15 protein-coding genes are annotated in these 19,861 nt (G+C 71.6%); 7 read left to right on the top strand and 8 right to left on the bottom strand.

Features of this window, described 5'->3' with window-relative positions:
- Positions 1 to 34: 34 nt before the first annotated feature.
- A complete protein-coding gene (gene trxA / locus EJ913_RS09230; protein WP_126996999.1) occupies positions 35 to 358 on the top strand; it encodes a thioredoxin TrxA in 324 nt (107 codons plus the stop codon).
- A gap of 210 nt (positions 359 to 568) precedes the next feature.
- Here the strand turns inward: trxA and EJ913_RS09225 are convergent, their stop codons facing one another.
- Positions 569 to 2,374: an extracellular solute-binding protein gene (locus EJ913_RS09225; RefSeq protein WP_126996997.1), complete on the bottom strand. Its 1,806-nt coding sequence runs from the start codon at positions 2,372 to 2,374 to the stop codon at positions 569 to 571.
- 163 nt (positions 2,375 to 2,537) lie between these two features.
- Between EJ913_RS09225 and ppa the strand changes: the two genes are divergently transcribed.
- The gene (gene ppa / locus EJ913_RS09220; RefSeq protein ID WP_126996995.1) at positions 2,538 to 3,095 is read left to right on the top strand and encodes an inorganic diphosphatase; all 558 of its coding nucleotides are present in this window, start codon (positions 2,538 to 2,540) and stop codon (positions 3,093 to 3,095) included.
- A gap of 66 nt (positions 3,096 to 3,161) precedes the next feature.
- Here ppa and EJ913_RS09215 read toward each other — a convergent pair whose 3' ends face one another.
- From EJ913_RS09215 to EJ913_RS09205, 3 genes are read right to left on the bottom strand one after another with little or no spacing between them, the layout of a single operon-like run.
- Positions 3,162 to 3,599 (bottom strand): type II toxin-antitoxin system VapC family toxin, encoded by a 438-nt coding sequence (locus EJ913_RS09215; protein ID WP_126996993.1) that lies wholly within the window; start codon positions 3,597 to 3,599, stop codon positions 3,162 to 3,164.
- A complete protein-coding gene (locus tag EJ913_RS09210) occupies positions 3,596 to 3,835 on the bottom strand; it encodes a FitA-like ribbon-helix-helix domain-containing protein (protein ID WP_126996991.1) in 240 nt (79 codons plus the stop codon). Before EJ913_RS09210 ends, EJ913_RS09215 begins: the two co-directional genes overlap by 4 nt.
- Positions 3,836 to 3,879: 44 nt before the next feature.
- Positions 3,880 to 4,830, bottom strand: coding sequence for an L-lactate dehydrogenase (locus EJ913_RS09205; RefSeq protein ID WP_126996989.1), 951 nt, complete (start codon positions 4,828 to 4,830; stop codon positions 3,880 to 3,882).
- Between the two features lie 279 nt (positions 4,831 to 5,109).
- Between EJ913_RS09205 and EJ913_RS09200 the strand changes: the two genes are divergently transcribed.
- Positions 5,110 to 7,809: a bifunctional acetate--CoA ligase family protein/GNAT family N-acetyltransferase gene (locus tag EJ913_RS09200; protein ID WP_126996987.1), complete on the top strand. Its 2,700-nt coding sequence runs from the start codon at positions 5,110 to 5,112 to the stop codon at positions 7,807 to 7,809.
- Positions 7,810 to 7,971: 162 nt separating this feature from the next.
- On the opposite strand, the gene EJ913_RS09195 is transcribed toward EJ913_RS09200, so the two are convergent.
- The 3 genes from EJ913_RS09195 to EJ913_RS09185 form a co-directional block, all read right to left on the bottom strand.
- A complete protein-coding gene (locus EJ913_RS09195) occupies positions 7,972 to 9,198 on the bottom strand; it encodes a polyhydroxyalkanoate depolymerase (protein ID WP_126996985.1) in 1,227 nt (408 codons plus the stop codon).
- Between the two features lie 223 nt (positions 9,199 to 9,421).
- The gene (locus tag EJ913_RS09190; protein WP_126996983.1) at positions 9,422 to 10,234 is read right to left on the bottom strand and encodes an endonuclease/exonuclease/phosphatase family protein; all 813 of its coding nucleotides are present in this window, start codon (positions 10,232 to 10,234) and stop codon (positions 9,422 to 9,424) included.
- The gene (locus EJ913_RS09185; protein WP_126996981.1) at positions 10,231 to 12,477 is read right to left on the bottom strand and encodes a VTT domain-containing protein; all 2,247 of its coding nucleotides are present in this window, start codon (positions 12,475 to 12,477) and stop codon (positions 10,231 to 10,233) included. Before EJ913_RS09185 ends, EJ913_RS09190 begins: the two co-directional genes overlap by 4 nt.
- A 197-nt stretch (positions 12,478 to 12,674) precedes the next feature.
- On the opposite strand from EJ913_RS09185, the gene EJ913_RS09180 reads away from it, so the two are divergent.
- From EJ913_RS09180 to EJ913_RS32400, 4 genes are all read left to right on the top strand, one after another.
- Positions 12,675 to 13,430: an ABC transporter permease subunit gene (locus tag EJ913_RS09180; RefSeq protein WP_126996979.1), complete on the top strand. Its 756-nt coding sequence runs from the start codon at positions 12,675 to 12,677 to the stop codon at positions 13,428 to 13,430.
- On the top strand, positions 13,427 to 14,191 hold the full coding sequence (locus EJ913_RS09175) for an ABC transporter permease subunit (protein WP_126996977.1): 765 nt from the start codon (positions 13,427 to 13,429) through the stop codon (positions 14,189 to 14,191). Before EJ913_RS09180 ends, EJ913_RS09175 begins: the two co-directional genes overlap by 4 nt.
- On the top strand, positions 14,188 to 15,852 hold the full coding sequence (locus EJ913_RS09170; protein WP_244939297.1) for an ABC transporter ATP-binding protein: 1,665 nt from the start codon (positions 14,188 to 14,190) through the stop codon (positions 15,850 to 15,852). Before EJ913_RS09175 ends, EJ913_RS09170 begins: the two co-directional genes overlap by 4 nt.
- A gap of 156 nt (positions 15,853 to 16,008) precedes the next feature.
- A complete protein-coding gene (locus EJ913_RS32400) occupies positions 16,009 to 17,907 on the top strand; it encodes a PAS domain-containing sensor histidine kinase (RefSeq protein ID WP_244939296.1) in 1,899 nt (632 codons plus the stop codon).
- Between the two features lie 152 nt (positions 17,908 to 18,059).
- Here the strand turns inward: EJ913_RS32400 and EJ913_RS09160 are convergent, their stop codons facing one another.
- On the bottom strand, positions 18,060 to 19,757 hold the full coding sequence (locus tag EJ913_RS09160; RefSeq protein WP_185909722.1) for a methyl-accepting chemotaxis protein: 1,698 nt from the start codon (positions 19,755 to 19,757) through the stop codon (positions 18,060 to 18,062).
- Positions 19,758 to 19,861 lie beyond the last annotated feature (104 nt).

Below are 19,861 nucleotides of genomic sequence, written 5' to 3'. Positions count from 1 at the left end.
CGGTCGAGGGCTCCGAGTTCAGGCAAGAGGTCCCATGAGCGCCACCATCAAGGTTACCGACGACAACTTCGACCAGGACGTCCTGCAGGCCGCCGGCCCGGTTCTGGTCGATTTCTGGGCGGAATGGTGCGGCCCCTGCAAGATGATCGCCCCGGCGCTGGACGAGCTGGCGACCGAATTGCAGGGCAAGGTGAGCGTTGCCAAGCTGAACATCGACGAGAACCCCAACACCCCGACCAAGTACGGCGTGCGCGGCATCCCGACGCTGATGCTGTTCAAGGACGGCAAGCTCGCCGCCACCAAGATCGGCGCGCTGCCCAAGGGCGCGCTGTTCCAGTGGGTCGAGTCGGTCCTCTGAGAGTCCGCCGGTGACGGCGTGAGGAAAGCCCCGTCGCAGTCCGCTGCGGCGGGGTTTTTGTTGGAGGGTGCGGGCGTGGATGCCCCCTCCCCATCCCTCCCCCGCTTTGCGGGAGAGGGGGCCGGACGCTTGTCGAAGGGCGGCGGCAGTCCCCCTCTCCCGCCAAAGGCGGGGGAGGGATGGGGAGGGGGCAACACGCTTGGCGCGCTCCTACCGCCCCTCCTCCACCCACCACGTCTCGATCAACGGCCCGTACAGCGGCGTGATCTCCGGCCGCTTCAGCCGCGACCAGCGCGCCAGCCGGTCCACCGGGCTGTGGAACAGCGGCACCATGTAGTGCCCCCACAGCAGCACCCGGTCGAGCGCCCGCACCCGCGCCACCAGATCGGCCCGCGTCGTCGCCTCGGCGATGGAGCGGGCGATGGCGTCCACCACCGGATCGCGGATGCCGGCGAGGTTGCGGCTGCCCTCCTGCCCGGCGGCCTCGGAGCCGTAGTAATAGAGCTGCTCGTTGCCCGGCGACAACGTGGACGCCCACCAGCGCAGCGTCACGTCGAAGTCGAACCGTTCCACCCGCGCCTGGAACTGCGCGCTGTCCACCGCCCGGACCGACACCGTCATCCCCAGCCGGTCGAGCGACCGGGCGAACTCCAGCGCCACCTTCTCCTCCGATGGGTCGGCCAGCAGGACCTCGAAGGCGAAGAGCCGGCCCTCGGCGTCCGCCAGCCGACCGTCGCGGATCCGCCAGCCGGCCTCGGCCAGCAGCCGCAGCGCCTCGCGCAGGTTGTTGCGTGACCCGGCCGGGCCAGTCCCGTCGGTCTGCGGCAGAGCGAAGGGTTGCGTGAACAGCTCCGGCGGCAGACGGTCGCGGAAGGCGTCGAGGACGCGCAGCTCCTCCCCCTCCGGCAGCCCCTGCGCGGCGAGTTCGGAGTTCGGGTAGAAGCTGGCGGTCCGGGTCAGCGCCCCGTGGAACAGCGTGCGCCCCATCCAGGCGAAGTCGGTCGCCATCCCCAGCGCCCGGCGCACGCGAAGATCGGCGAACAGCGGCCGGCGGGTGTTGAGGATCAGACCGCGCGACGCGTCGGGCCGGCGGTGCGGCAGTTCCTCGCGCAGGATGCGGCCGTCGCGCAGGGCCGGGCCGTCGTAGCCGTTGGCCCATTTGGCCGGGTCGATCTCGCGCCTGACATCGCCCTCCCCGGCCTTGAAGGCCTCCAGCGCCACCGCGTCGTCACGGTAATAGACGTAGTCCACCCGGTCGGCGTTGTACTGGCCGAGCCGGATCGGCAGGTCGCGGCCCCAATAGTCGGGCACCCGCTCGTAGGTGATGCGGCGACCGGGATCGACGGTGGCCACCCGGTAGGGGCCGCTGCCGAGGACCGGCTCCAGCGTGGTGCGCTCGAAGGGCTTGCCGGCCCACCACGCCTTGGAATGGATCGGCATCAGCCCCATCAGCAGCGGCATCTCGCGGTCGACGCTGCCGTCCGGGTTGGGCGCGAAGACGAAGCGAACGGTCCGCGCGTCGGGCGCCTCGGCGGTCACGACCTTGGCGTAGAACAGGCGGCGGTTGGGGGTGCCGTGCTCCCGCTGCACCGCCAGGGAGAACAGCACGTCGTCGGCCGTCAGCGGCGTTCCGTCGTGCCAGCGCGCCTTCGGGTTCAGGTGGAAGATCACGGCCGATCGGTCCTCGGCGACCTCCAGGCTCTCCGCCAGCAGGCCGTAGAGCGAGAAAGGCTCGTCCCACGAGCGCGTCAGCAGGCTCTCGAAGGTCAGCCCCAGCCCCAGCGCCGGCACGCCCTTCACCACATGCGGGTTCAGCGTGTCGAAGCCGCCGGTGGCGGCCTGCCGGATGGTGCCGCCCTTGGGCGCGGCCGGGTTGACGTAGGGCAGCGCCGCGAAGCCCGGCGGAAGCCGCAGGTCCCCGTGCATGGCGATGCCGTGGGTGGGCGCAACGGGCGTGTCGGCCCCGGCGGCGACGGCCGGCAGCAGGGCGAGAAGAACGAGAAGGGCGCGGATCATCCGCGCACCCTTGCCGCTTTGCCGCACCCGCGCAAGAGCCCGCGCAAGCGGCTTGGCCTTGGAGACGCTTCTCGCCTACACTCCCGCCGCGCATGGCGCCGGTGTAGGCCGGCGTCGAATGAGGGAACGTGCCCTAGTTACGCCAGTCGAAGGACGTAAGATCATGGATCTGAGCAAGGTTGCGGTGGGCAAGAACCCGCCCTGGGATGTGAACGTCGTCATCGAGATCCCGCGCGGCGGCGATCCGGTGAAGTACGAGGTCGACAAGGAGTCCGGCGCGATGTTCGTCGACCGTTTCCTGCACACCGCGATGTTCTACCCGTGCAACTACGGCTTCATCCCGCACACCCTGTCGGGCGACGGCGATCCGGTCGACGTCTGCGTCGTCGGCAACACCCCGGTCATCCCGGGCGCCGTGCTGCGCTCGCGCCCGATCGGCGTGCTGTACATGGAGGACGAGGGCGGCGAGGACGAGAAGCTGCTCGCCGTGCCGGTGGACAAGCTCCACCCCTTCTACACCGACATCAAGGAATACTCCGACCTGCCGTCGATCCTGACCGAGCAGATCGCCCACTTCTTCGAGCACTACAAGGATCTCGAAAAGAACAAGTGGGTGAAGATCCTGGGCTGGGGTGGCGCCGAGGAGGCCGCGAAGAAGATCGAGGAAGGTCTTGCCCGCGCCGCCGAGGCCAACAAGGGCAAGCCGGGCGTCATCGTCTGAGCATAGTTTAAGCACGGCCATCCATCGACCGGTTCGGGCGTTGGCGCCCGGGTCGGTTGGTGGGGGTCAATCCTGGAGCGAAGCGGCCTCGTCGAGCCCCAGGACAAGGCCTGCGAAACGGCCACCAAGCACGTTGCGTGTCTTGCGGAGCAACCGCTCGTCGGCGGTGACGAACGGCATCTCTGCCGCCTCAGCCATGGCCAGATAGACGCAATCATAGGCGGGATGGTCGAGAGCGACCGCGATTGCGGTGGCCGCCTCCAGATACGAGCGCATAGGGGCCAATTCGACTTCGGCACGGGCCAGGAGACGGGCGGCCAGCACCGCCTCATCGCCGGACAACTCTCCCCGTCGCACCTTCTTCCACAAGATGTTGGCGCATTCCGCCACCCACAGATCGGGCGCGGCCAAGCGGTGCCGGCGCAAGGCCAGGGCGGCCGGGCTGCCTTCCTCGTCGATGATCCATTTGATGGCGACGCTGGCATCGACGACCAGCGCCCTCACCGCTCCTCGCGCCCCTCGCGCAGCAGGGCTTCGGCGGGGGTGTGGCGGCGCCCTTTGGTCAGCGCGCGGAACTCCGCGGCCAAGTCGTCGAAGCCCGCCTCCTCCTCGGTCATCAGCGCTTGGCGCAGGATTTCACGGTGCTCGGCTTCGGTGGAGCGTCCATGACGCGCCGCGCGACGCTTCAGGCGCGCAATCAGATCGTCGTCCAGATCGCGGACGTTCAGACTGCCGGGCATGAACGCTCCTTTCCGATTAAATCTCCGTCAGTCTAACACGAAACTCAGGCGCCCCACCCCATGCGCCGCTCCACCCCGTCCGCCGCTTCCTTCAGGATCTCGGCGCTGCGCCGCAGCGCGCTTTCCTCCTCGGGCGCCAGATCGGGCAGGATGGTGTCCAGCACGCCGCCGGCCCCGATCACGCGCGGCAGCGACAGCACCACCTCGGGCACGCCCACCACCGTGTCGTTCAGCATCGCGCAGGTCGTCACCATGCGCTCGTCCCCGGCGATGGCGGCGACCAGACGCGCCAGACCGCCGCCGATCCCGTAGGCGGTGTGGCCCTTGCCGGCGATGATGCGGTAGGCGGCGCGGCGCACGCCCTCGTCGATGGCGGCGCGGTCCTCGGCCGTCAGCGGGCGGCCGAGCTGGGCGGCGGCGCGCTCCACCGGCACCCCGGCGACGGCGGCGACCGACCACAGCAGGACCTCCGAATCGCCGTGCTCGCCGACCACATGGGCGTGGACCGACTTGGGCGTCACGCCGAGCCGGTCGGCCAGCAGGGCGCGGAAGCGCGCGGTGTCCAGCACCGTGCCCGAGCCGATCACCCGATGGCGCGGCAGACCGCTGATGCGGGCGGCGATCTGGGTCATCACGTCCACCGGGTTGGTGGCGATCAGCAGCACCGCGTCGGGGGCGGCGGCCAGCACGGCGGGGATGATGGCGGAGAAGACGCGGGCGTTGCGCTCCAGCAGGTCGAGCCGGGTCTCGCCCGGCTTCTGCGCGACCCCGGCCGACAGCACCACGACCCCCGCCCCCTCCAGCGCGGCGTAGGAGCCGGCGCGGACGGCGGTCGCGCTGGCGAAGGGCACGGCGTGGGCGATGTCCTGCGCCTGGGCCTGAGCCAGCGCCTCGTTGGCGTCGACCAGCACGACCTCGTTCGCGGCCCCGGTCATCACCATGGCGAAGGCCGCGGTGCTGCCGACGAAGCCCGCCCCGACGATTCCCACCTTCATGCCCGTTTCTCCTTTTGGTTGCTTCTGTGTCCAACCACAGCCTGCGACCGGCGGCCCGCGCGCGCAAGCCCGCATCGGGGTTGTCATGCCTTTCGGCAAGGCGCGACGAAACGCCACCTGTCCAATGGTCATACCAGCCTTTAATGTTGCGACGCAGCAAACAGGTTGGAAGAAAGTCCGGCCCGCCGCTGTTCGTCATCAAAACCACTGGCGAGGCGCGCTATGCTGACGCCCGTGGTGCTCCCTCCCGCTCCCCAACTCTGCCCTCCGGATCCGGTCATGACCGTTCGTAACCTCGACAAGCTGTTCAAGCCCGCCTCGATCGCGCTGATCGGGGCCAGCCGCAAGCCCGGAACGGTGGGGGCGGTGGTCGCCCGCAACCTGTTCCAGGCCGGCTTCGACGGGCCGGTGATGCCGGTCAACGCGACCGAGCGGGCGGTTGAGGGGGTGCTGACCTACAAGACGGTGGACAGCCTGCCGATCACCCCGGATCTGGCGGTGATCTGCACCCCGGCGGACGGTGTCGCCGCGACCATCGACGCGCTGGGCAAGCGCGGCACCAAGGCCGCCATCGTCATGACCAACGGGATGAGCGCCGAGCAGACCCAAGCGATGCTCGACGCCGCCAAGCCCTATCTGATGCGGGTGCTCGGCCCCAACAGCCTGGGCGCCATGGTGCCGGGACGCGGCATGAACGCCAGCTTCGCGCCGGTGGCGCCCAAGAAGGGCGACGTGGCGCTGGTGGCGCAGTCGTCGATGGTGGTGACCTCGATCGCGGACTGGGCGACCTCGCGCGGGATCGGCTTCTCGCATCTGGTGTCGCTGGGCGACCGGGGCGACGTGGATTTCGGCGACCTGCTGGACTACCTCGCCTCCGACGTCACCGTCCGCGCCATCCTGCTCTACATCGAGAGCATCAGCCACGCCCGCAAGTTCATGTCGGCGGCGCGCTCCGCCGCCCGGCAGAAGCCGATCATCGTCATCAAGGCCGGCCGCTCCGACGAGGCGCAGGAGGCGGCGGCCTCCCACACCGGGGCGCTGGCGGTCTCCGACGCGGTCTACGACGCGGTGTTCCGCCGCGCCGGCATCCTGCGGGTGAACGATCTGGCCGAGCTGTTCGACGCGGCGGGCACGCTGGGCACCGGCGTGCCGATCACCGGCGACCGGCTGGCGATCCTGACCAACGGCGGCGGCATGGGGGTGATGGCGACCGACAAGCTGATCCACGCCGGCGGCCGCCTCGCCGCGATCCCGCCCGAAACGCAGGAGGCGCTGACCGCCGCGCTCGGGGCGAATCCCGGCGGAGCCCCACGCGGCAACCCGCTGCGCATCGGCGCCGACGCCACGCCCAAGCGCTACGCCGACGCGCTGAACGCGCTGATGCAGGACACCAGCAACGACGCGGTGCTGGTGCTGCACTGCCCCTCGGCCCTGACCGACAGCGCCGCCATCGCCAAGGCGGTGACCGACACCGTGCTGGCCAACAAGGCGCGCCGCCATCCGGTGCTGACCAGCTGGATCGGCGACCAGTCGGCGGCCGAGGCACGCCAGCTCTTCGCCGCCAACCGCATCCCGACCTACAACGGGCCGTCGGACGCGGTGCGCGCCTTCCTGCATCTGGTCCGCTACCGCCGCAGCCAGGAGCTGCTGATGGAAACCCCGCCCTCGGTGGCGGAGGATTTCCAGCCCGACGGCATCACGGTCAAGCGCGTGATCGCCCGCGCCATCGCCGAGAAGCGCGACTGGCTCAGCGAATACGAGGCCAAGCGGGTGCTGGCCGCCTATGGCATCCCGGTGGTGGAGACCCGCATCGCCGAGACGCCGGACGACGCCGCCACCGCCGCCCGCGTCATCGGCGGGCCCATCGCGCTGAAGATCCTGTCGCACGACATCACCCACAAATCGGACGTCGGCGGCGTCGCGCTGGGCCTGACCAGCCCCGAGGAGGTCCGGGCCGAGGCCGAGGCGATGCTGGAGCGCGTGCGCGAGCAGGCGCCCGACGCGCGGATCGAGGGCTTCACCGTGCAGGAGATGGCCGTCCGCCCCGACGCCTATGAATTGATCGTCGGCATGACCGAGAACGAGATGTTCGGCCCGGTCCTGCTCTTCGGCGAGGGCGGCATCGGGGTGGAGGTGGTGGAGGACTACGCGCTGGCCCTGCCGCCGCTGAACATGAAGCTGGCGTCGGACCTGATGGGCCGGACGCGCATCTGGCGGCAGTTGCAGGGCTACCGCTCGCGCGCGGCGGTCAACCTCGACGCGGTGGCGGAGACGCTGAACAAGGTGTCGCAGCTGATCGTCGACTTCCCCGAGATCGCCGAGCTGGACATCAACCCGCTGCTGGCCGACGCGGACGGCGTGCTGGCGCTGGACGCGCGCATCAAGGTGGGGGTGGCAGCGCTGCCCGGCGCCAACCGTCTGGCGATCCGCCCCTACCCCAAGGCGCTGGAGGACCGCATCACCATCAAGGACGGCCGCCAGTTCTTCGTCCGCCCGATCCTGCCGGAGGACGAGCCGCTGGTGCATCATCTGGTGGAGAACCAGACCGCCGAGGATCTGCGGCTGCGCTTCTTCGCGCCGCTGAAGCGGCTGTCGCACCAGGCGGCGGCGCGGCTGACCCAGATCGACTACGACCGCGAGATGGGGTTGATCGCCGTCGGGCCGGACGAGGCGACCGGCGAGACCATCATGTACGGCGTGGTCCGCATCAACGCCGACCCCGACAACCGCCGCGCCGAATACGCGGTGATGGTGCGGTCGGACATGAAGGGCCAGGGCCTGGGCTACATCATGATGAACAAGATCCTCGACTACGCCCGCTCGCGCGGCATCAAGGAGGTCTACGGCGAGGTGCTGCGCGAGAACACCAACATGCTGGGCATGTGCCGGGCGCTGGGCTTCGTCCGCAAGGAGAACTTGGACGAGCCGGGCGTGGTGGAGGTAAGGATCGAGCTGGGCGGCGGGTTGGCGGCGGAGTAGCTGAAGCTCCCTCTCCCGCCCCGGGAGAGGGAAGGGGCCCACGAAGTGGGAAGGGTGAGGGGCTGGCGGAACATGGATTCGCACCACGCCCGATAGCCCCTCACCCTCCCCGCCTTGCGGCGGGTCCCCTCCCTCTCCCGGGACGGGAGAGGGCATCCATCCTTACGCGTCGTCGTGGCTGCGGATGAAGTCGCGGATTTGCGGCAGGATGTTCTCGCGCCAGCGCCGGCCGTTGAAGATGCCGTAATGGCCGACCTTTTCCTGGTAGTGGGTCTTGCGCATGGTCTCCGGCAGCGAGGAGCACAGCCGGTGCGCCGCGATGGTCTGGCCGGGGGCGGAGATGTCGTCCAGTTCGCCCTCGACCGTCATCAGCGCGGTCTTGCGGATCGCCGCCGGCTCCACCTTGCGGCCACGCGACACCCAGGTGCCGTTGGGCAGGGCGTGCTTCTGGAAAACCGTCTCGATGGTCTGGAGGTAGAACTCCGCCGACAGATCCATCACCGACAAATATTCGTCGTAGAAGCGGCGGTGCTGCTCGGCCGAATCGCCGTCGCCCTTCACCAGATGGCGGAACAGGTTGACGTGGGCGTCGATGTGGCGGTCGAGGTTCATCGACATGAAGCCCGAGAGCTGGATGAAGCCCGGATAGACCTTGCGGAAGGCGCCGGGGTAGTACATCGGCACCGTGGTGATGACGCTCTGCTCGAACCAGGACAGCGGGCGCTCGACCGCCAGCTTGACCGGGGTGGTCGGGTTCGCCATCGGGTCGATCGGGCCGCCCATCAGGGTCATGCTGCGGGCCTGCACCGGCTCGTCCGCCGCCGCCATCAGCGACACCGCCGCCATCACCGGCACCGCCGGCTGGCACACCGCGACGACGTGGGTGCGCTCGCCCAGGAAGCGGATCAGGCCCGACACCGTCTCGATGTAGTCGTCGAGGTCGAAGGCGCCGGCCGAGGTCGGCACCAGACGGGCGTCGATCCAGTCGGTGACGAACACGTCGTGGTCGGCGATCAGCGCCTCCACCGTGCCGCGCAGCAGCGTGGCGTGGTGGCCCGACATCGGGGCGACCAGCAGCACGCGCGGCTGGGCCGGCGTGCCGTCCGGCTTGGCGAAGTGCAGCAGGTTGCAGAAGGGCGTGCTCGTCACGATCCGTTCGGTGATCGGCACGGTCTGGCCCTGCACGACGGTCTCGCCCAGGCCGAAGGCCGGCTTGCCGAAGCGCCGCGTCGTCCGTTCCAACAGCTCCGCGCCCGCCGCGACCGTGCGGCCGAGCTTGGTGTAGGACAGGGGAACCAGGGGATTCTGGAAGGTGCGCTGGGCGGCTTCGGCCCAGAAACGCATCGGACCCATGGCAGCGTGTTGCATGTCGTACAGGTGATACAGCAAGTCCCGTCCTCGCGTTCCGTTTCGTCCCTGGCGATCAGGACCCGTGGCGCCAAATTGATCGTATGACCAACAGTACAGGTTGATATGGGTTCCGCATAGGGGAAGTGATCCCTCGATTCTTGCAAGGCACTGTTGTGAAAAGCACATTGCACTGCACAAATACCTATGGGAGAGGCCTATATCCCTATGACCTTCGGCAGCGAGTGTCCTCCATACGGTTGGTTCAAGGAAGGGCCAAAGTCGCACGCACCGGCAAATGGTCCGACGCCCTTCGGGTAAGGACGGTGCGGATCACCTCGAAGGACGGGATTTGCAGGCCGCCGGAGACGTAGATGCGGTCCAGCCGCAGCGTCGGCATGCGGGCGTGGAAGCTGCGCGGGTTAGCGACGTCGGCGAAGGACTTGGCCAGCGTCTTCAGCCGGGGGGAGTTCGGCGTCCACTCGTTCAGGTCGCCCATGAACAGGGTCGGCATGTCCGGCTGGGCCAGCGCCCGCGCCACGATCTCGCCGACCTGCTTGGCGCGCTCCCACGGGTCGAGTCCGAGATGGGCGACGATCACCCGCACCGGGCGCCCGCCGACCTCGACCACCGCGTCGATGGCGCCGCGCGGCTCGCGCCGGCCGACCGACAGATCGATGGCGCTGATGGAACGGACCGGCAACCGGGTCAGCAGGGCGTTGCCGTAATGGGCGCGCTCGCTGTGCTTGGTCGGGCCGGCGTGGGCGGTCAGGCCGGTGGCCTTCTCCAGGAAGGCGAACTGGTCGAGCCCGGCCTCGCCGCGATGGTGCCAGCCGACCTCCTGGAGGCCGATCAGGTCGACGTCAAGGTCGCGGATCACCTGGGCCACCCGATCAGGGGCGAAGCGGGCGTCGAGCCCGACGCAGCTGTGGACGTTCCAGGTCGCCACCTTGAACCCGGTCATCCCCTCGGGCACCGGGGCGTTGCGCCCCTCGGCGCGGCGTCTCGGGCGGCGGGCGCGGGCGGCGCGCAGGGCGGCGGCGATGCGCTCCACACGCTCTCGGCTGAATCGAATCACGGTTGTTCCTTTTCTTTGCGCGCGCCGAGAAGCCGGCTGGTCGCCCAGCCCAGCCCCAGCGCCAGGACCGCCAGCCCGACGAGCAGCGCGATGTCGCGGGGACCGGGGTCGGTGACGGTGCGTTCAAGCTGGTGCCCCAGCAGGTTGAAGGCAAGGATTCCCGGCGCCAGCCCGACCGTGGTGCCGATCAGGTAATCGAAGAAGCGCAGCCTGGACGCCCCAGCGACGAGGTTGACCACGGTGAAGGGCGCCACCGGCACCGCGCGCACCCCGGCGACGGTCAGGATGCCGCTGTCCGACAGGCGCTGGTTGGCGCGGGCCGCCAGCGCGCCGCCGTAGCGCCCGATCAGGTCGCGCCCGGCCAGCCGCCCGACCCAGAACAGCGCGCTGGCCGAGGCGAGCGCGCCGGCCATCGCGGTCGGCACCCCCCACCACGGCCCCATCACGATGGCGGTGGCCGCGATCATCAGCGTCAGCGGGAACATGACGAAGCCGCCCGCCACATAGACCAGCACCAGCCACAGCGGCGCCAGCGGCGTCTCGCGCAGGCTCTGGAAGGCCGACAGCACCCCGTCCAGCGTCGCCCATTCGCTGAGCGCGGTGTAGCGCCACATCCCCCACAGCCCGCCGAACACCAGCAGCGCCCCCAGCAGGATCAGCCAGTAATGGTGGCGCGGGATGCGCGAGGGCAGCACGCGGCGCACGATGTCGATGGCGTCGACCGGCCGTTCGGGGTCGAAGACCTGGGCCTCGGCCACGGCGGCGGCCAGCCCCTCGGGTTCCGGTTCGTGCAGCGGCGACAGCGTCCGCCCCTCCGTCCCGCGCAGCGCCTCGATGGCCGCGACCAGCGAGCCGCGCCGCAGGGCCTCGGCGGCGACGGTGTCGGGGGTGGTGCCGAGATGCTCGGCGATCAGGTCGTCGCGGGTGTGGGCGATGGCGCGGCGGGTGGTCGCCTCCTCCGGCGCGGTCGGGTGGGCCTCCAGCACGAGGTCGCACTCGGTGTCGAGCCCCATGGAGCGGTTGTTCATGTTGGCCGAGCCGATGCGCAGCAGCCGGTCGTCCACCACCATCACCTTGGCGTGGACGGTGATGCAGGCCCCGCCGTCGGTCAGCGCGGCGTAGAGCCCGAAGCGCCCGTGCCGGTCGGCGTCGCGCAGCTCGCGGGCGATGCGAGCGCGGGCGCCCAGCATGACGGTGTTCTCCAGCCAACTGGTGGTGCGCACCGGGTTGACGATCACCACCTCCGGGCCGTCCTCCTCGGCCAGCCGCGTCTTGAGCGCCTCGGCGATGGCGGTGGAGGCGAAATACTGGCTCTCCATGTAGATGGAGCGGCGGGCCTGGGCGATGGCCTCCAGATGCAGGGATTCGACCTCGCGCACCTCCTGGCGGCCGTTGCAGGCGGGATCGGTGCGGCAGACGCCGACGCGCACGTCCTTCAGGATCGGCGCGAGGTTCGGCGGCCAGGGATCGGCCGGCGGCCGGCGGACCTGGAACACATGCCGGGACGGGGCGAAGGAGGGCGGGGCCAGCGTCTCGCCGGTGGCGCGCTGCCAGCGCTCGCGGAACAAATCGCCCAGCGCGCGGGCGGCGTCGCCGTCCACCGCCATCATCACGTCGTGGAACGGCTCGTAGCTCTTGCCGTCGGGCTGGCGGCGCAGGGGCTCGTGGGCGCGGTGGGCGCGGGTGTCCCAGCGGTTGGCGGTGATGTCCAGCCCGCCGCAGAAGGCGACGCTGTCGTCGACGATCAGCATCTTCTGGTGATGGCAGGCGCCGGTCGGGTGGTCGCCGTCGAGCCGGTATTGCAGGCGCCGGTGGGTCAGCCAATTGCGCAGCATGAAGGGGTGCGACCAGCGGGCCAGATCGAACAGCTCCGCGTAGTCCCATTTCAGGACGTGGATGTGCAGGTCGGGCCGGCTGGTCGCCAGCCAGTTCAGCAGGTTGCCCAGCCGGTCGGGCCGGCGCGGGCGGCGCATCTGCGGCGTCAGCCGGATGCGCGCGTCGAAATCCCAGGCGGTCAGGTAAACGCTGCGCTTGGCCCGACGCATCGCCGTCTTGGCGATGGTGAAGTAATCCTCCGCGTCCACGATCACGCCGAGCCGCCCGGTGTCCTCGATGCGCCAGCAGGTGCGCCCGGCCTCCAGGATCGGGCGGAACTCCGGAACGGTGTCGCCGGCCGGAGCCGCCGGGACGGATCCCGGAACCGGACGGGGGTCGCGAAGCGGATCGGGGGAACGAGCGAACATGAAGACCCTGGTCTGACTGCCTGTGCCGACTCAACATCTGGGGACGCGATTCCGCCCCTGCCGCTCGCCTTTTGGGAAAATTCATGCCGGAAAGGTCTAGCCCGGTCCAATTTCATTGCCCCGCCGGGGGCGGCGCGCTTACGGTCGGGCCTCGAGCCTTCGCCCTGATCCTCCGCCGGGAAGACCACGCCTCGCCGATGCCGCCGTCCGCCGTCCGCCGCTTGACCGATGCCCTGCCCGCCGCCCTCCTGCCGGTCATCGCCGGGGTGGCTCTGGCCGCCGCGCTGGGGCCGGAACCGGGCGCCGCGACCGGGCTGCTCGCGGGCTTGGCCGTCACGCTTCTCCTGATCCTGCCGGCCCTGGCGGTCGGCACCGCCGTCGGCGCGCTCGCCGGAGCCTGGGCCGGGCTGGCGCCGTTTTCCGCCGCCGGCCGGATCGGGCGCCTGCTCGCCGGCGCCGGCCCGCTGATCCCCGGTTTCCTGCTGGCCGCCGCCGCCGCGCTGGCCGTGCGCGCCGGGGCGTCGTCCTTGCCGCTGGGCTGGGCGGCGCTGGCGCTGCCCGCCGCCTGCCAGGCCGCGACGCTGGCCCGCCCCGCCATGGAGCGCGCCCTTGGCATCGGAAGTGCGGGGATCGGAACCTCGGGCGGCGGCGCCCTGCGGATGGCCCAGGGCTTCGGGCTGGACGACCGCGCGGTGCTGCGCCACCACGTGTTGCCGGCCGCCGTCGCTCCGGCGCTGGGCGGCTTCCAGAACGCGGTGCTGGCGGCGATGGTCGGGGCGACCGCGCTGGAGAGCCTGCTCGGCCTGCCGGGGGCCGGCGGGCTGATGATCGACGCCGCCCGCAACGGATCGGCGGCGGGCGCGCTGCCGCCGCTGGTCGCGCTGTGCGGGCTGACCGCCTTCCTGGCCGCGCTGGGCCATGTTGCGCGCGACTGGATCGACCGGGCGCGATGATGACCCTCTTCACCGGATCCGAGGGCCGCCCGGGCGGACGCGGCGCCGCCGCCGTGGCCGTGCTGGCCGGGCTGGCGCTGGCCTGCGCCGTCGCTCCGCTGATGGCCGACGGCGCGGTCGTCCGCCGCCACGACGCCGACCCGCTGGTCGCCGCTCTGCTCGACGGGCGCGGCAGCCTGTCCTTCGCCCTGTTCGCCGGGCTGCTCGGCGGCGCGCTGGGGGTGGGCTGGGGCGTGCTGGCGACCGCGCTCGGCCGGCGCGCCGAACGCCGGCTGATGAGCACCGCCACCCGCCTGACGGCGCTGCCGCTGGTGCTGCTGGTGCCGCTGGCCGCCGGGCTGCTCGGCGGCGGGGTCGGCATCCTGGCGCTGACGGTGGCGCTGGCCGTCGCGCCCGCCATCGCCGGGCTGACCCACGCCGAGCTGAACGCGCTGATGCGTCGCGAATTCCTCACCGCCGCCCGCGCCGCCGGGCTGTCGGAGGGGGCCATCCTGCGACGCCACCTGATCCCCAACGCCCGGCGTCCCCTGCTGGCGGCCGGCGCGCTCGCCCTGCCCCGCGCCTTGGCGGCGGAGAGCTTCGCCGGGCTGCTCGGCCTCGGCCTGCCGGCCCCGCTGGGAAGCTGGGGGGCGTCGGCCGGGCTGGCCGCGCGGCTGGGCGACCCGGTGGCGCTCGCGGCTCCGGCCCTGCTGCTGGCGGTGAGCCTGTGGGCGCTCTGCGCCTTCGCCGACAGCCTGCGCCCCGGACACCCGCGCCCATGACCGTGCCCATGCCCGCCCCCACGCCCACCCCGCCCATCCAGACCGACGCCCTGACCCTGATGGCCGGCGACCACGCGCTGGTCGACCGCGCCACGCTGCGGGTCGAGGCGGGCGAGGTGGTGGCCGTCACCGGCGGCGCCGGGTCGGGCAAGAGCCTGCTGCTCCGCGCGCTGGCCGGGCTGCCGCTGCCCGGAATCGACGTCGCCGGAAACGCCCGCGTCGACGGGCGCCGGCTGCTGATCGCCCAGGGCGGCGTCCTGGCGCCGCGCCGCCCGCTGGGCGCCCAGGCGGCGGAGATCCTCGGCCACCATCTGGGGCTCGACGCCGGGGGTTCGCTGCGCCGGCTGTCCGACGCGCTCGACCGGCTGGGGGTGCCCGCCGCCGCCCGCCGGCTGGATTTGCCGCCCGACCGCCTGCCCGACGGGCTGCGCTGGACCGCGCTGTTCGCGCTGGCGCTCGCGGTGGGGCCGGCGGTGCTGATGGCCGACGCGCCGGGCGCCGGGCTGGACCCCACGGTGCGGCTGCGGCTGCTGCACCGGCTGGCCGAGTGGGCGCGCGGCGAGGCGGTCGCGCTGATCCTCGCCGGGCGGCCGGAGGACGGCGTCGCCGGCCCGGCGACCCGCGCGCTGGCCCTGCACCGCGGGCGGCTGCTCCCCGCCGTGCCGCATGCCGCCGTCGCGTTCCATCGCGGCCCGGCCGCCGTTCCGCCGGGCGGCCCGTTGCTGACCGGGCGGGGCGTCACCGTGTCCTTCCCGCTCGGCCGCACCGCCAAGGGCGAGGAGCGCCGTCTGACCGTCGTCCACCCGGTCGACCTCGATCTGGCCGAGGGCGAGACCGTCGCCCTGCTCGGCGAGACCGGCAGCGGCAAGGCGATGCTGGCCCGCGCGCTGGCGCATCTGCCGGCCCCGACCGAGGGGCGGGTGGCCTGGAAGGGCCGGGCGCTGGAGTCCGGCGACGCCACCGGGATGCGCCGCACGCGCCGCGACCTGCAAGTCCTGTTTCCCGACCCGGCCGCCGCGCTCGACCCCGCCCAGACCGTCGGCGCGCAACTGGCCGAAACACTGGAGAGCCTACGCCCCGACATCCCCGCCGACCGCCGCGCCCGCCGGGTGGCCGACGCGCTGGAGACGGCCGGGCTGCCCGCCCAGACCGCGCAGCGCTGGCCCGTGTCGCTGAGCGCGGCCGAGGCCGCCCGCGCCGGTCTGGCCCGCGCCCTGCTGCCGGAGCCGCGCGCCCTGGTCTGCGACGAACCCGCGGCGTCCCTGTCCGCCGAGGAGCGCTCCGCCTTCCTCGACGACCTGCTGGCCGTGCGCGACCGCCACCGCCTGTCGCTGCTGCTGGCCACCGAACAGGCGGAGGAGGGTTTGCGCAACGCCGACCGCGCGCTGGTCCTGCTGATGGGCCGGGTGGTCGAGAGCGCGCCCGCCGAGACGCTGCGCCACGGCGCGCGCCACCCCCTGACCCGCGCCATGCTGGCCGCCGCGCGCGGGGGAAGCCCCCGTCTTGAGGGCGAGGCCCCTTCCGCGCTCGCTCTCCGCGACGGCTGCCCGCTGCGCACGCGCTGCCCGAACGAGCGCCCGTTCTGCGCCCAGGCCGTCCCGACGCTGGAGGAAATCGCCCCCGGCCACCGCGTCGCCTGCCATTATTGGGACACGCCCTGATTATCGGGGTATGAACTATTGGGGCGTGCCCCGATTCCCGTCGCCCGTCCATTCGAACATCATTATACGCCGTATGGCTGTGGCGCTTTCATGGTGTTAATGTGACGGCGCCGCTCGAATGATGGGATGTCGATGGCTGTGGCGCAGAGCGAAGACTTGGCGCGAAGCGAAGACTGCGGGCTTACGAACTGCGGGCCTGTGGATTGCGGGCTTGCCGGCCTCGACCTGTTGGCCGGGCTGGCGGCCCCGCTTTGGCTGGCGCGGCCCGACGGCAGGGTGGTGTGGCTGAACGAGGCAGCCCGCGCCCTTCTCGACATGGCGCCGGGGGCCGCCGCCCGCACCGTCCACCTGCTCTGCCCCGACGAGACGATCCAGGCGCTGACCGGCGCGCTCACCGCCGGGCGACGCATCGACCGGACCCTGACCTTCCAGCATGGCCGCGCCGCCGCGCCGCTGGAGATCGACGCGCGTATCGCCCGCGCGCCCCACAGCGACCCGCCGCTGCTGCTGATCGAGGGCACCGCCGACCGCGTGGCGCGCCAGGAGGTGCTGCGGCTGACCGAACAGCTTGTGGCCCTGACCTACGCCTTTCCCGACCTGCGCTTCGAGCTTCGGCTCGACGGCACCATCCTGGACTTCGCGGCGTCCAGCCCCTCCGACCTGAACATTCCGGCCGAGCGCTTCCTGAACGGCCGCGTGCAGGACGTGCTCCCCGAGCCCGCCGCCGGTCTGGTGATGGCCGCGCTGGACAGCCTGCGCGCCGGGGAGACCGTGGCCGGCGCCGACTTCACCCTGCCGGATCCGGAGTCCGGGGTGGAGGGCGACGCCGCCTTCGAGGTCCGGCTGGTCGCCCTGATGGATGGCCAGCGGGCGGTGTGCAGCGTCCGCAACGTCACCGCGCGGGCGCGGGCGGAACACGCGGCCCGGCAGGCCCACGCCCTGCTGCTCGACGCCATCGACAGCGTCACCGAAGGCTTCGTGCTGTACGACGCGCAGGACCGTCTGGTGGTGTGCAACCAGCGTTACCGCGACCTGTTCATCGGCGATCCCGACCTCGCCCAGCCCGGCACCAGCTTCGAATCCGTGCTGCGCGAGGGCGCCCGGCGCGGCCTCTACCGCGTGCCGCCCGAGGGGCTGGAGGCGTGGATCCAGGAGCGTCTCGCCCTGCACCGCACGGGCGGGCCGCCGGCCGAGGTGCAGTTGCGCGACGGCCGCTGGCTGCGCATCGAGGAGCGGCGGACCAGCGGCGGCGGCACCGTCGGCGTGCGCACCGACATCACCGACCTGAAGCAGCGCACCCTGGAACTCGCGACCGCCCGCGATCTGGCGGAGAGCGCCAACCAGCGCAAATCCGACTACGTCCACCACCTGAGCCACGAGCTGCGCACCCCGCTGACCGCCGTGCTGGGCTTCGCGGAGATCCTGCGCGACCAGCTGATGGGGCCGCCCGACAACCCGCGCTACCGCGAGGCGGCCGGGCAGATCGTCACCGCCGGCGACTACATGCTGGAGCTGATCAACAACCTGCTCGACCTCGCCCGGATCGAGGCGGGGCGGATGGAGCTGTACGAGGAGCCCTGCAACCTCTCCCTGCTGGTCGACGCCACCGCCGCCATGATGGCGGAACGCGCGGCGCGCGGGAGCGTGTCGCTGAACTGGGACGTGCCGCCCGAGCTGCCGTGCCTGTTCGGCGATCCCTCGCTGATCCGCCAGATGCTGACCAACCTGATCGGCAACGCGGTGAAGTTCACCCCGGCCGGCGGGCGCATCGCCGTCGAGGCGGCGCTGGAGAGCGACGGTGGGCTGACCTTGAGCGTCCGCGACACCGGGCGCGGCATGGCGACGGACAAGATCCCGCTGGCGCTCGCCGCCTTCTGCCAGGCGCATGACCGGATGACGGTGCCCGAGCACGGCTCGGGCCTCGGCCTGCCGCTGACCTGCGCGCTGATGAGTCTGCACGGCGGGCGCCTGAGCATCGACAGCGCGCCCGGCGAGGGAACCTGCGTCCGCCTGCTCTTCCCGGCGGCGCGGGTCGGGGTGGACGAGGCGGCGTGAGGGCGGACATCCCGATGCGCAGGTAAGGATCGCCCGGCCGAACGGTCAAAATCCAGTCAGCCAAAAACCTGAATAACCAATAAAAATCAATAGCTTAGCGTTTTTTCAAAAAGGCGCCCATTACAGTCCCGGTCTTCGGGACCCCCCTATCCTTACGCCGCCCGCAGCGCCGACAGGAAACCGTCCACCTCGCGGCGCATGCGGTCGGCGTCCTCCGACACCGCCTCCACCGTGCCGACCATCACCGACGAGGCCTGCTCGGCCGAGGCGGCGGCGGCGGTGACCCCGGCGATGTTGCCCGACACGTCGCGGGTGCCGGCGGCGGCGTCGTGGATGTTGCCGGCGATCTCGCCGACGGCGGCGGTCTGCTGCTCCACCGCCGCCGCGACCGCGCCGGCGATCTCGTTGATCCGCGCGATGGTGCGGGCCACGGCGCCGATGGTGTCCACCGCCGTGCCCGACGCGGTCTGAATCTCGGCGATGCGCGCCTGGATCTCGCCGGTGGCCTTGGCGGTCTGGTTGGCCAGAATCTTCACCTCCGACGCCACCACCGCGAAGCCCTTGCCGGCCTCGCCGGCGCGCGCGGCCTCGATGGTGGCGTTCAGCGCCAGCAAATTGGTCTGCCCGGCGATGCCGGCGATCAGGTCCACCACCTTGCCGATCTCCGCCGCCGCCGTGGCGAGTTCGCCCATGACGGCGGTGCCGCGCTCGGCGTCGCGGGTGGCCCCGGCGGCGATGCTGGCCGAGCTGGCGACCAGCCGTTCGATCTCCCCGAAGGAAGCCAAGAGTTCCGCCGTCGCGGCGGCGACGCTGTCCACGTTGGCCGAGGCCCGCCCGGCGGCCGACGACACCGCGTCGGCGTGGGACGCGGTCTCGGCGGCGCTGCCGGCCATGCCGGACGCCGCCGTCGCCATGCCGGCGGTGGAGGCGGCCAGCGCTTCGACCAGCGCCTTCACCGTCGTTTCGAAATTGTCGGCCAGCCCGCGCAGCTCACGGCGGCGCTCCTCGGCGGCGGCGCTCTTCAGGCGCTCCTGCTCGGCCTGGAGCCGGTCAGTTTCCAGCATGTTGTCCTTGAAGACCCGCGCGGCCTGGGCCATCCGGCCGATCTCGTCGCGGCGCCCGGCGTCGAAATCGACCGACACGTCGCGGCGCGCCAGCCGTTCCATCGCCGCCGCCATGTCGAGGATCGGCTTGGAGACGCTGCGCACCAGCGCCGCGCCGAAGGCCAGCGACAGCAGGGTGCAGAGCGCCACCACGCCCAACACCATCCCATGGGCCTCGCGGTAGACGTCGCCGCTGCGGTCGACCACCGTGTCGGCCTCGCGGACCGTGGTCTCGACCAGTGCCGACAAGCTGTCCTGCACGCGGGCGAAGGCGACGGCGCTCGGGCGTTTGAAGACGCTGGCGGCGGACTGGCTCTGGTTGTCGCGCACGAGGCCGCGCACCCGGTCGGCGGCGGCGGCGTAGTCCTTCCAGGCGGCGTCGAAGGCGGCCAGCTTGTCCGCCCCCTCGCCCGCCGCGAAGAGCGGCCCGGCCGCCGCGCGCAGCTTGACGAGGTTGGCCTCGGCGGCGCGCAGGTTGGTCTCGACCTGATCGATCTGCAGGGCGTTGGTTGAGAGCGCGTAGGCCGCCTCGGCGATGCGGTAGCCCTGCGCGGCGGCCATCAGCTGCCCGGCGGTCTGCGTGCTGGGCAGCGAGGTGCCGCGCATCGTCTCCGCCGCGCTGTTTAGAATATCGAGGCGGTTGAGGGTGAACACCCCGAAGCCACCGGCCATCACAACGGCGCCGAGCGCGGCGGCGATGATTTTCGCGCGGATCGAGACGCTGAAGACTGCGTTCATTCTGGCCATGCGCAAACCCCCTGCCCCGTCGGTTGTGAACGGTGCCCGTGCGGTGTCGGTGATGGTTCGGTATCTAATTGTCCTACGGGAAACGTTTAAAATTATCAACATCG

The sequence above is a fragment of the Azospirillum doebereinerae genome (genome assembly GCF_003989665.1).
GTDB lineage: Bacteria > Pseudomonadota > Alphaproteobacteria > Azospirillales > Azospirillaceae > Azospirillum > Azospirillum doebereinerae.
The sequence above is the reverse complement of the archived record's forward strand: the minus strand, read 5'-3'. Positions and strand labels throughout refer to the sequence as shown.